Consider the following 11,805-nt stretch of genomic DNA (forward strand, 5'->3'; position numbering starts at 1 on the left):
TTATGCACAAAACCTGTGGTACAGCTTTTTAAGGTCCAGCTTCAGCCCGGCGCCCTACTATCAAACCCATAGCACACGTAAGTTGTTGATTTATAAGGAAACTTCAAATTGCCTTTTTGCCGGGCAATTTAAGGAAAGCCTTGATTTACAAGGCTCTGCGGCCGCTTGCAACAAGCTATCAACAAAGTTATCCACAGAAAATCTGGACAACTCCAAAACAGTGAAAAATCAAGGACTTAGCGCTTGTCATGGTCGTGCTGTTGCCGCCGCCCGACCTTCAGGACGCTGGCTATGAGCCACTGGCTGCAGATAGTCGTGGCCACGCCGGCGCACAGCGCCATCGCCGGACCGCTGACCTACCGCAGCGCCGTGCCGCTGGTCGCGGGCACGCTGGTGCGCGTTCCCTTTGGCCGGCGCGAGGTGCTGGGGGTGGTGTGGGACGTGCTGCCGGACTGCGGCGACATGGCAGAGGAAAGCATCCGCGACATTGCCGGCGCGCTGGATGGGCTGGACCCGCTGTCGGCCACCTGGCGCAAGCTGGTGGCCTTCACCGCTGGCTATTACCAGCGCTCGCTCGGCGAGGTGGCGCTGGCGGCGCTGCCGCCGCAGTTGCGCGACCTGACCGGCATGCAACTGGCACGCCGGCTCAAGCGGCCGGCAAGCCCCCCCGAAGGCACGCCTGAAGCTACTGAATTAATAGCACTTAGCGCACAGCAGGCAAGCGCAATAGCCCAATTTGATACTGAAACCAGCGAAAAGCAGCGGCCCGCGCTGCTGTTTGGCGCCACCGGCAGCGGCAAGACCGAGGTCTACCTGCGCGCCGCCGCCAAAGTGCTGGCGCAAGACCCCGAGGCGCAGGTGCTGGTGATGGTGCCCGAGATCAACCTCACGCCGCAGCTTCAGGCCCGGTTTGAAACGCGCTTTGCCCACTTGGGCCGGGAACGCGTCGTGCCGATGCACAGCGGCCTCACGCCGGCCCAGCGGCTCAAGGGATGGCTGGCCGCGCATTCGGGCCAGGCGCGGCTGGTGCTGGGCACGCGCATGGCGGTGTTTGCGTCGATGCCGAACCTGCGCCTGATCGTCGTCGATGAAGAACACGACCCCAGCTACAAGCAGCAGGAAGGCGCGCGCTATTCGGCTCGCGACCTGGCGGTGTACCGCGCCCGGCTTGAAACCACCACAAGACAAGAAGGGGTCAGCGCTGGACCGGCGATAGATACAGCCACAGGTGATCTGCACCAGCCAGGGCCGCGGAACCGGCTTGGCCGGGCCGCAGGCGCAGCGGCCCCCTCGGGGGGCAGCGCAGCACACGAAGTGGCAAGCGTGGGGGCCAGAACATGCAGGGTGTTGCTCGGTTCGGCCACGCCGTCGCTGGAAAGCTGGCAGGCGACGATTGCGGGCCGCTACCAGCGCCTGGACATGGAAGAACGCATTGGCGCTGGCCAGCCATCGGGCGAAGCGGCCAAGCTGGCAAACAATGGCTTGCCTGCCGTCAGGCGGGTGGACATGAACCACCAGCCTAGGTCCTGCGTCATCGCGCCGCCGCTGCTGGCGGCCATCGCCGAGCGGGTGGCGCGCGGCGAACAGTCAATGATTTTCCTGAACCGGCGCGGCTATGCGCCGGTGCTGGCCTGCCTGGACTGCGACTGGAAAAGCGACTGCCCGCACTGCAGTGCCTACCGCGTGTTCCACAAGATCGACCGCACGCTGCGCTGCCACCACTGCGGCTTCACCGAACGCGTGCCGCGCGCCTGCCCGAACTGCGGCAATGTGGACATCGCGCCGGTCGGGCGCGGCACCGAGCGGCTGGAAGAACACCTGGCCGAATTGCTGGCCGATGTGCGGCGGCCCGATGGCGAGCCGGTGCGGATTGCCCGCATCGACGCCGACAGCACCCGGCTCAAGGGCTCGCTCGAATCGCAGCTGGCCCGCGTGCATGCCGGCGAGGTCGATGTGCTGGTCGGCACGCAGATGATTGCCAAGGGCCACGACTTCCGGCACATCACGCTGGTGGCCGCCGTCAATACCGACAGCGCGCTGTTTTCCAGCGACTTCCGCGCGCCCGAGCGCCTGTTCAGCCTGTTGATGCAGGCGGCGGGCCGCGCCGGCCGCGATGCCCGGCACAGCGCCGCCAGCGAAATGTGGGTGCAGACCTTCCACCCCGACCACCCGCTGTTCGAAGCGCTGAAGCGGCACGACTATCCGGCCTTTGCCGCCCGCGAACTTGCCGAGCGGCAGGCCGCCGGACTGGCGCCCTTCGGTTTTTCAGCGCTCATCCGGGCCGACGCCAAGACGCAGGACGTCGCCCAGGGCTTCCTGAACGCCGCCGCCGAGGCCGCCCGGCTGCAGCAGTTGCCGGGTCATGACCACGTCACGCCCTACCCGGCCGTGCCGATGACCATCCAGCGCGTCGCCGATGTCGAGCGTGCGCAGATGCTGGTCGAAAGCCCGTCGCGCAAGGCGTTGCAGGGGTTTCTGGCCGCCTGGCAGCCGGTGTTGTTCGAAACGCGTCGGCAGGCGGAATTCAAAAGCCTGGTGCGCTGGATGATTGATGTGGACCCGCTGGCAATTTAAGGCCAGCGCCTGGCCAGCCACTGGATGCCGGGCCGGACATGCAGAAATCCACGGTAGAGCAGTTCCAGCACCGGCGTGACACCGGGCAGCATGGCCAGACGCGCCAGCCAGCGCCAGCCCGGCATGACCCGCCAGAGCGCCACAAACGCGGCAGCGCCGCTCAACAGCGACCCGTCTTCCCGGCGCACATGAAAGCGTGCCAGATAGCGGGCCCGGTCCTCAAGCGTGAGCTGGACCGATGCCTGGCTGGCGTCCAGCCAGGCGACAGGTTGCGCCGGTTTGAGCGCCTGGTAGACGCCGACCTCGCGACGGCACAGGGGACAGGCACCGTCGAACAGCACCGTGATCGACTCGCAATGCAACTGCGGCTTGCCATCGGGCGTGCTGGGCAAGGTCATGCCGCGCCCAGGCTTTTGACCAGAATCCAGACCAGCACGGCCAGTTGCAGCATGTTGAGTGTCACGCTCAGGGTGTGAAGCTGTTTGAAAAGGCGGCCCTGGTGGTTGTCGCGCGCCCGGTTCACCAGCGGCGTCAGCCAGAAACGGCTCAGGAAAAAGACCAGCGCCACCGCCACCAGGCTGCCCTGCACCAGCGCCACGCCGGCCAGCGCTGCAGCACCGGCCGTGCTCAGGCCGAGAAACAAATAGTATTTGGGGAAAAAAGAGCGCACATAGGCGCTTGCCCATTCCTGGGGCAGCACGACAAAAATGGTGGGCGCCACGGCCACGGTGAAAAACAGCATGATGCCTACGTTGGCTGCGACGATCAGGTCGCTGAGGTGCGTCAGCATGGGCCGCGTCCTTCTGGAAAAAACAAATCAATAAAACGGGGATCTGGATATTGCAATGCCACACCCTGCCTTGCGGCAGCTTGTTGCGCCCGTGGGGAGAATGGATGGCACGTCATGACCATGCCTGGCCACAGGCTGACCTGCAGTCCGGATCAAGCCTGTGGGTGCGCACCGGAATGCTCCCCCTCAGGCAGCGCTCTTGCGCATGGCAAAGTCGCAGGAATGCAGCTGGAACACCGAGTTCGGGCCACGCGGGCACACTGGCGACGGCAGTGGCCTGAAGGCAAAGCGCGGCTTGGCCACGGGAAGCGCAAGGTCGCTGCAGGCCGCTGCGCTCACCAGGTCATGCAGGTTTTCTGCATTGAAGGCGTTCTTGCAGGCCTCGTGGAAATCAACGGCAAAATCGTCGCAGGCAGATCCGCTGCGCGGCTTGGGCGGTGAAGCCTCGAAAAACTTCACAACGTCCAGGACGGTGAATTTTTTCAGGTCGCCTTCCACTTGGTAACCGCCTCCGGGCCCCTTGAAGGAGCAGACAAGGTGGTGTTCGCGCAGCACCCGCAAAATGCTTTCCAGTCCGGCCAGCGACACGCTCAGGGCCTGCGCCACTTCACGGGCAGGAATCGGCTGGCGGGCGCCTTTGGCTGCGATGTAGACCAGTGATTCAACGGCAACTCGGGTTCTTTTGGGAATCAGCATGATTGTCCTTCCGGGTTTGAGTAGATATTAGTGCGTAGCTTAACGCCAAACCTACACAATTAAAACAACTTTATCTGAAAAAAGTCGAAACAAATCGAATTTTTAAGTTATAAACAGTGAAATCTACGCAAATTCATATGCAAAAAACTACTCAAAATGAAAATGGGCTGATCGACACGCTTTTCCGCATCGGAGCGCTTGCAAAAATGACGGGAATCCCCGTTTCCACCCTGCGGATATGGGAAGTCAGACACCACGCTTTTTCGCCGTCGAAAACCACCGGAAAGCACCGGCTCTACAGCCAGGAGGATGTGCACAAGGCCGGCCTGCTGAAGCAGCTCAGCCGGCAGGGGCATGCCATCAGTACGATTGCACCGCTGCAGGCAGCGGAACTGGAAAGGCTGCAGCAGCCGCACAAAGCGCTGGACAGCCCGCCTGAAGCACCCACGCAGGCGGCCGGCACGGTGTCACTGGCAGTGATTGGAGCCGGGATCACCGGCCGTGTGGCGTCGGGAAAGTTCATCCGTCATTTCCTGGGCAGCAGCCTGCGGGTGACTGACAGTTTTCCAGATCTGGCGCAGGCTGGCGTCGCCGGTTTTCAGGAACCGCCCCAGATCCTGCTGGTCAAGGTCAACACCCTGCATGACAGCATCCGCAGCCAAATCCAGGAACTGGCCCTGAAACAGGGCGTGGTGCATACGCTGGTGGTCTATGGCTTTGCACAGGAAGCAGTGGTGCAAGCGATGCGGGAGGCCGGCATCCTGGTGCGGCGCGGGCCGGTCTCGGACTACGAATTGTCGGACCTGATCAGTTCGGTGCTGCTGGTCGACACCGCCAAAAGCCTGGGCGGGGTTCACGCCGATTCGCTGATCCCGCCGCGAAAATACTCCGACGACACGCTGTCGCGGGTGGCCGGCATTTCAAGCAACATGCTGTGCGAATGCCCCCGGCATGTGGCCGAGCTGATCGCGCAGCTGGCAAGCTTCGAGCAATACAGCCAGGAATGCCTGAACAAGAACGAGGAAGACGCGCACCTTCATGCCCACCTGCATGCCATTTCAGGCTCTGCCCGCGCGCTTTTCGAGCGTGCGCTGGAAATGGTGGCCCAGCACGAAAACATCCCCCTGGTGGACGACACCGAACCCCCGGCTCGCGCAGCAGTCAGATCGCCTGGCGGCGTAAAGGACGAGGAATCGCCGCAGCCGATGAGCACGCGGCCAGCAGCCTGAGGGATGTCGCATGGCAGCGCAAAACGGGTCCCGTCACGGCAGCGGTTCGCTCGCGCGACCCAGCGTAAAGAAAAACGCAGCCCCTTCGTTTGGCGTGCTTTCGGCCCAAACGCGGCCTCCGTGGCGTTCAATGATGCGCTTGACAGTGGCCAGCCCGATGCCGGTTCCCGAGAACTCCTCGGGCGAATGCAGGCGCTCGAAGGTGCCGAAAAGCTTGGGAGCGAAAGCCATGTCGAATCCAGCGCCGTTGTCCCGGACAAAAAAGACGGTGTTGCCGTCGAAATCCGGCTCGCCGCCGACCTCGATGCGCGCCAGGGGCTCGCGGGACGTGAACTTCCAGGCGTTGCCCAGCAGGTTTTGAAAAACGACCGACAGCAGCCGGGCGTCACCCTGCGCGCTCAGCCCGTCCTGGACCTGCAACGTGGTCTGGCGCCCCGGCTCGCGCTCACGCTGGTCGCGTCCGATGCGCCGGGCAATTTCCGAAAGATCGACAGGCTCTGAGGCGATTTTTTTGCGCGATACATCGGCCAGGTTCAGCAGGCCTTCAATCAGATCGCCCATGTGTTTGACGCCCACCCCGATGCGCTCCAGATAATGCTGGCCCTTCGCGCTCACCTGGGCGCCATCGATTTTCACCACCAGCTGGCTGAAGGCATGGATGCTGCTCAGGGGCGTGCGCAGGTCATGCGACACCGAATAGGCAAAGGATTCGAGTTCCCGGTTCGCCCGCTCCAGCTCGAAGGTGCGCAGCAGCACCCGCGCTTCGAGTCCGGTGTTGAGGCTCAGGATTTCCTGCTGCTGCTGCCGGCGCTCGGTGATGTCGCGCCCGACGGCGACCCAGTGGGTGAACTTGCCGGACTTGCCGGCAACGGGCGTAATGTCGGTTTCCAGCCAGCGCTCGCTCCCCTCCTTGGTGTAGATGACTATTTCCGCGCGCACCGCCTCCCACCGGGCCATGGCGGCGCGAATCCGGTCCAGCTCGGACCGCTGGGTGTTCGTCCCCCACAGCAGCCCGGAGGCATGGCCCTGCATTTCGGCGCTGCTGTAGCCGGTCTGGCGCTCGAAGGCGTCGTTGACAAACACGATGCGCCCGCCGCTTTGCTTCAGTGGGACGGCTTCGGTGATGATGACGATGTCGTTCAGGCGCGACACTGCCGTCTGCAGCAGCCGCAGTTGCGACTCTTCTGCGCGCTGCCGGGTGATGTCCTGAAAGTAAACCGCCAGCCCGTTTTCCGTGGGATAGACATGAAAATGAATGCACAGGTTCAGCGGCGGGTAAAAGGCTTCAAACCGCGTCGTGCGCTGCTCCTGAAGGGCGAGGCGGCATTCACGCTCCGTGCGGGTGCCCAGGGACTCGGGAAACTCCTGCCACAGGGTTTTTCCCAGAACGTCTTCGCGCCGGCGCTGAAGCATGCGCTCGGCCTGGCCGTTGAAAAAGGTGACCTTCCAGTCCTTGTCGATCAGGCAAAACCCGTCCGTGATGCTTTCCAGCGTGGCGGCGAGCTGCGCTTCCAGCGCCAGCGCGCGCTCCTCGGCCTCCTTTTGCTCTGAAATGTCCTGGAACACGCCCTGAATGCGAACGATTTTTCCGCTGGCGTCGCGCACCGCCTCGCCCATGGAACGCACCCAGATGCGCCGGCCCGTGGCTGTTTGCTTGGGCAGCACAAATTCGTAGGCAACGCCGTTTTCGGCACAATTTTGCACATGGCGGATCACCAGCGGCCGATGTTCGGGGAAAAAGTAGCCGATGCCTTCGTCCAGCGTGGGCGTGTAACCCGGCGCGACATCGTGGATCAGGCAGTTCTCGTCCGACCAGGCCAGCGTGCGCTCGGGCAGGTCGATGGTCCATCCGCCCAGTCGCGCCACCCTGCCGGCAAGCCGGCCCATGTAGAGGTTTTTTTCCAGCAGCCCGGCGCGCTGCCTGAGGTCGTCAATGTCGGTCAGCGTGCCCACCCATCCGACGGGATGGCCGGCCGCGTCGCGCTGCAGGACGGTACGGCCGAGCATCCAGCGGTAAAGGCCGTCGGCGCGGCGCAGCCGGCATTCCACGTCGCAGGCTTCGCCGCTGATGCGCGCCAGGGCCCATTGCGCGGCCACCTGCGCGCGGTCATCGGCATGGATGAACCGGCTCCAGCCGTGGGCAAGGCTGTCTTGCAGGGATGCACCGGAATAGTCAAGCCAGCGCTGGTTGAAGTAAGTGTGCTGCCCGTCTGGCTGCATCGTCCAGACGATCTGGGGCAAGGCATCGGCCAGCAGGTGAAACGCTGCGTCGCCTGGGGGTGAAGCGCGCCCCACAGGCTGGTCGCCTATGGGCGCCCGGACCGTGCCTGACGGAGGAATCAGTTCGCTGCCTGCAATGCTCACGCGGTTTCCTTGGTTGCTCTCTGGTGAAATTTCCGGATACGCCGGCAGGACTCAAACTTCTTGCGGGCTTGCAGCAAACCCGGCATCCGGTATTGTGGCCCAGCGTGGATTGCGCGCAACCCTTTGCCGCGAGTGTGCGCTTGTGAGGAAAAAGCATCCCGGACATTGGCCAAACCCATGGGCTGGCCAATGTCCGGACACAGCCAGCCAGCCAGCCAGTCAGTCAGTCAGTCAGTCACATTACGCGTTTGTCCGCTGAACGAAGACCGTCATGCCCTGCCCCGTCGCCGGCCCATCCTGCGGTCCACCTGGCTGGACGGGTACCGTGCGCTAAGCTGCCCTCCATGGATTCACTGACCCAAATCGCGCTCGGTTCTGCCTTGAGCGTGGCCGTCATGGGCCGGCGCACGGCCGCCTGGAAGGCCGCGCTCTGGGGCGCCGTGGCCGGCACCCTGCCCGACCTGGATGCCTTCATCGATCAGGGCAACGCCATATTGAACATGACGCGCCATCGCGCCGAAAGCCATTCGCTGCTGTTCCTCACCCTCGCGGCACCGCTGTTGGCCTGGGGAGTCAGCCGGCTGCATGGCGAGCCGGGGCTGTTCAGGCGCTGGTGGCTGGCGCTGTGGCTGGCGTTGTTCACGCATCCGCTGCTCGACGTGATGACGGTGTATGGCACGCAGTTGCTGCAGCCCTTCAGCGACCATCCGTTTGCCGTGGGCAGCATCTTCATCATCGACCCGCTCTACACCGTGCCACTGATCGTCGGCGTGGTGGCGGCGCTGCGCCTGAAAAGCCGGCGCGGCCTGCGCTGGAACACGGCCGGCCTGGTGCTGAGCACGCTCTACCTGGGCTGGAGCGTCGGGGCGCAACAGCAGGCCACCACGGTCGCACGCGCCTCGCTTCAGGCCGAAGGCATTGCCGCCAGCGGGCTGCTGGTCACGCCCGCGCCGTTCAACACGCTGCTCTGGCGGCTGGTGGCAACCACGCCCACGCAGTATTTTGAAGGCCATTACTCGCTGCTGGACGACTCCCCGCGCATCCGCTGGAGCGCGCATGACCGGGGCGCAGCGCTCATGGACCGGCACCGCCAGGAGCCGTCTGTGGCCCGCATGGCGGCCTTCAGCCACGGGTTTTACCGTCTTTCGGAATCGGGCGGCCAGCTGTTTGTGACGGATCTGCGCATGGGCCAGGAACCGGCCTACACCTTTCACTTCAACCTCGGCCCGCCTGCCGCACGGGCCGGGCAGGCGCGGGTGCCGGTGCTGGAAAGCCAGCGGCCTGACCTGGCCACGGCGCTGCCCTGGCTGTGGCTCCGCATGTGGGGCAAGGTGCCGGCGCCGCACTGACCACCAGCGGGAGAGGGAATTGACAGCCCGCCCGAAAGAGCCACCCCGGCAACGCGTGGCAGCCCCGGCGCGCCGCTCAGGCGTTGCCTGGCAGCGCCACCGCCATCTGTTTGCGCCGGTGTTCGCCCTGGCGCTCAAGCATCCATCCGGGGTATTCGGACGCCAGGCGGCTGGCCTCGTCGATCTGCCGGAGTTCGTCGGGGCTCAGCTTGACCTGCGTGGCCGCGAGGTTGTCGGCCAGTTGCTCGGCTCGCTTGGCGCCGACGATCACGCTGGTGACCTGCGGCTGGTGCAGCAGCCAGGCCAGTGCCACCCGCGCCACCGACACGCCCTTCGCCTCGGCCATGGGGCGCATCACGTCGATGCAGTCCCAGGCTTTTTCCTTGTTGACCGGCGGAAAGTCGAAGGCGATGCGGCGGCTGCCTTCCTCGGCCTTGTCCTTCTGGTCACGGCTGTACTTGCCGCTCAGGAATCCGCCGGCCAGCGGGCTCCAGACCATCAGCCCGACGCCTTCACTTTTGAGCATCGGGACGAGTTCGCGCTCCAGGTCGCGCCCGGCCACGCTGTAATACGCCTGCAGCGATTCAAAGCGCGCCAGCCCCAGCCGCTCCGACATGCCCAGTGCCTTCGTGATCTGCCAGGCGGCCCAGTTGGACACTCCGATGTAGCGCACATGGCCATGGCGCACCAGCTGGTCCAGGGCGCGCAGGGTTTCGTCCATCGGCGTTGCGGGGTCGAAGCCGTGCACCTGGTAAAGGTCGATGTGGTCGAGTTGCAGGCGCTTCAGGCTGGCCTTGACGCCGTCCAGAATGTGGCTGCGGCTCAAGCCACGGCTGTTCGGGCCTTCACCGGTCTGGCCAAACACCTTGGTCGCAACCACCACGTTGTCGCGCGGAATCTTCAGGTTTTTCAGCGCCTGGCCGGTGATCTGCTCCGACACGCCTTCCGAGTACACATCGGCGGTGTCGATGAAATTGATGCCGGCGTCAATCGCCTGGCCGACCAGTTGCTCAGCGTCCTGCTGCTGCAGCGCACCGATCTGGCGCCACATGCCGTCGGCGCCACCAAACGTCATGGTGCCCAGGCACAGCTCGGAAACAAAAAGGCCGGTGCGGCCGAGAGGTTTGTAACGCATGTCGTAAAAACTCCGGTACGGTGGATGGCCGGGCGCCCGGCCCGGTGCAGGCCTGCCAGCATAAGCGCCCGGGGCCGATGCTGCAGGCGCCTTCAAAAAGCTGATGAAGGGCAGTGGCTTTGTATTGCTGCGCGTCCCTTTCAGTTCGCATCAAATTTTAAATAAAGCGCTCAACCTGTTTCTGGTTAAGCCGATGGCCGTGGTGCCCGGTACCGCCATGACCTGCGACAGCGTTCCTGAGGCCCGCGGACCGCAGCGACCTGATCGCCTGCCTCAAGGCTGCGAACAACCTTCCGACGTGCAAGCCTTGGACGCACGACTCACGAAAAACAGGGCGGTTGTTGCGAAATTCGGTAACGACTAGCTTGCCCGTGAACCATTACATTGAGTTCTTATGACCTCTTCCCCCGATGGGGGAAGGTTGGGATGGGGGTCAGCGGGCGCGAGTGCTGCCAAAAAAATCGCCATCGGGAGCCCTCACCCCTGCCCTCTCCCGGAGGGAGAGGGAGCAGGAAGGTCTCGTTCGATAAGCTGAGTAGTTACAAATTTTATGGTTTTTAGGGCTTTAGCGCATGCTGTTCTTGCATAAACAGCTATTTTTTTGATAGCAAATGCCACGGTTGTGCATCGCGACAGTTTGGTCTTGAACCAGAAATTGAATCCCGTCAAAACTCAAACCGGCAGCGTCTCGCCCCAATAGTGAAACGTGAACGGCCGGGGGCCGGGCAGGTAGCGGGTGTGCAGATCAGCCAGGCTGAAGCCGGCGTCTTGCAGCAGCGCCGGAATGTCGCGGCCCAGGTGGCAGCCGCCGGCGACTTTTCCCCACAGTGGCTGCAGCCGTTCCTGCCAGCGTCGCACCGAGGCATCGGGCGCACGCCCATGCTCGCAAAACAGCAACTGCCCGCCCGGCGCCAGCACCCGGCGCATTTCCTGCAGCGCGGCCAGTGCGTCAGGAATGGTGCACAGCGTGTAGGTGACCAGCACCGTGTCAAAGCTGGCGTCAGGCCGCGGAATCTGCTCGGCCGACAAGCCCACCAGTTCCACCTCCAGCCCGGCTTCTGCAATGCGCTCGCGCGCCCGCGGATGCAACTCCAGCGCCGGGTCCAGCCCGGTGATGTGCGTGACGCGGGTTTTGTCATACCACGGCATGTTCAGCCCGGTGCCAATGCCGACTTCAAGCACCCGGCCGCGCGCCAGCGGCACGATCAGATGGCGCTGGCGGCTGACCATCGGCAGGCCGCAGACAAAGTCCAGCGCCGGCGGCATGATGTGACGCGCATACCAGGAAGGGTTCATGGGTTCAGGCGCGCCTCTTTTTTAGACGCATGCAGCAAGCCCGCGTCAGACAGCGCCGCCCACACACGTTGCCCAATCCTGGAAAGGAAGGCCTCAGCGAGGCGAAAGCGGGTTGGTTTTTGGTCATACCCAGTGCAGGTTGTAGCTTCATTTCGACCTGCAGTTTATAGCCGGTGACGAGCACCCTTCTGAATCCGGAATTGCTGTCGTTGTGTGGTTTTACCGAAGACCACAACAGCTTCAGCCGCCCGCCCCTACTTCCCAGGTTAGCCAATCACCCCGGTCAACAGCAAATAACCCGGCAGCCAGCCGGTCAACACGCCTTCGCCAATCGCCAGCCAGGCCGCGATGCGCGTGACCGGCTGGCGCAGC

General features: G+C 63.8%; 11 protein-coding genes. 4 read left to right on the forward strand and 7 right to left on the reverse strand.

The annotated features are described in order from the left end of the window. The first annotated feature begins 291 nt into the window (after nt 1–291). The gene (gene priA, locus GZ092_RS14625) at nt 292–2,574 is read left to right on the forward strand and encodes a primosomal protein N' (protein ID WP_293637447.1); all 2,283 of its coding nucleotides are present in this window, start codon (nt 292–294) and stop codon (nt 2,572–2,574) included. Here priA and GZ092_RS14630 read toward each other — a convergent pair. From GZ092_RS14630 to GZ092_RS14640, 3 genes are all read right to left on the reverse strand, one after another. After that, complete coding sequence (locus tag GZ092_RS14630; RefSeq protein WP_293637448.1) at nt 2,571–2,972, reverse strand: DUF393 domain-containing protein; 402 nt, start codon at nt 2,970–2,972, stop codon at nt 2,571–2,573. The genes priA and GZ092_RS14630 overlap by 4 nt on opposite strands. Further along, nucleotides 2,969–3,364, reverse strand: coding sequence for a DUF4149 domain-containing protein (locus GZ092_RS14635; RefSeq protein WP_293637449.1), 396 nt, complete (start codon nt 3,362–3,364; stop codon nt 2,969–2,971). Before GZ092_RS14635 ends, GZ092_RS14630 begins: the two co-directional genes overlap by 4 nt. 186 nt (nt 3,365–3,550) lie before the next feature. Further along, nucleotides 3,551–4,060, reverse strand: coding sequence for an Rrf2 family transcriptional regulator (locus GZ092_RS14640; RefSeq protein WP_293637450.1), 510 nt, complete (start codon nt 4,058–4,060; stop codon nt 3,551–3,553). Nucleotides 4,061–4,197: 137 nt separating this feature from the next. Here GZ092_RS14640 and GZ092_RS14645 point away from each other — a divergent pair, with 137 nt between their 5' ends. Then, nucleotides 4,198–5,289, forward strand: a complete 1,092-nt coding sequence (locus tag GZ092_RS14645) for a MerR family transcriptional regulator (protein ID WP_293637451.1) — start codon at nt 4,198–4,200, stop codon at nt 5,287–5,289. A gap of 33 nt (nt 5,290–5,322) precedes the next feature. Here GZ092_RS14645 and GZ092_RS14650 read toward each other — a convergent pair whose 3' ends face one another. Further along, the gene (locus GZ092_RS14650; protein WP_293637452.1) at nt 5,323–7,653 is read right to left on the reverse strand and encodes a PAS domain S-box protein; all 2,331 of its coding nucleotides are present in this window, start codon (nt 7,651–7,653) and stop codon (nt 5,323–5,325) included. A 344-nt stretch (nt 7,654–7,997) separates the two neighbouring features. On the opposite strand from GZ092_RS14650, the gene GZ092_RS14655 reads away from it, so the two are divergent. Next, the gene (locus GZ092_RS14655; protein WP_293637453.1) at nt 7,998–9,002 is read left to right on the forward strand and encodes a metal-dependent hydrolase; all 1,005 of its coding nucleotides are present in this window, start codon (nt 7,998–8,000) and stop codon (nt 9,000–9,002) included. A gap of 76 nt (nt 9,003–9,078) precedes the next feature. On the opposite strand, the gene GZ092_RS14660 is transcribed toward GZ092_RS14655, so the two are convergent. Further along, on the reverse strand, nt 9,079–10,137 hold the full coding sequence (locus GZ092_RS14660; RefSeq protein WP_293637454.1) for an aldo/keto reductase: 1,059 nt from the start codon (nt 10,135–10,137) through the stop codon (nt 9,079–9,081). A 103-nt stretch (nt 10,138–10,240) separates the two neighbouring features. Here GZ092_RS14660 and GZ092_RS14665 point away from each other — a divergent pair, with 103 nt between their 5' ends. After that, the gene (locus tag GZ092_RS14665) at nt 10,241–10,501 is read left to right on the forward strand and encodes a hypothetical protein (protein WP_293637455.1); all 261 of its coding nucleotides are present in this window, start codon (nt 10,241–10,243) and stop codon (nt 10,499–10,501) included. 308 nt (nt 10,502–10,809) lie between these two features. Here GZ092_RS14665 and GZ092_RS14670 read toward each other — a convergent pair whose 3' ends face one another. Both GZ092_RS14670 and GZ092_RS21260 read right to left on the reverse strand, forming a co-directional pair. Continuing rightward, on the reverse strand, nt 10,810–11,433 hold the full coding sequence (locus GZ092_RS14670; RefSeq protein WP_293637456.1) for a class I SAM-dependent methyltransferase: 624 nt from the start codon (nt 11,431–11,433) through the stop codon (nt 10,810–10,812). 266 nt (nt 11,434–11,699) lie between these two features. Next, nucleotides 11,700–11,804: an AmiS/UreI family transporter gene (locus GZ092_RS21260; RefSeq protein WP_363254535.1), complete on the reverse strand. Its 105-nt coding sequence runs from the start codon at nt 11,802–11,804 to the stop codon at nt 11,700–11,702. Nucleotide 11,805: the final 1 nt, after the last annotated feature.

It is taken from the genome of Polaromonas sp. (genome assembly GCF_010365105.1).
Taxonomy (GTDB): Bacteria; Pseudomonadota; Gammaproteobacteria; order Burkholderiales; family Burkholderiaceae_C; genus Polaromonas.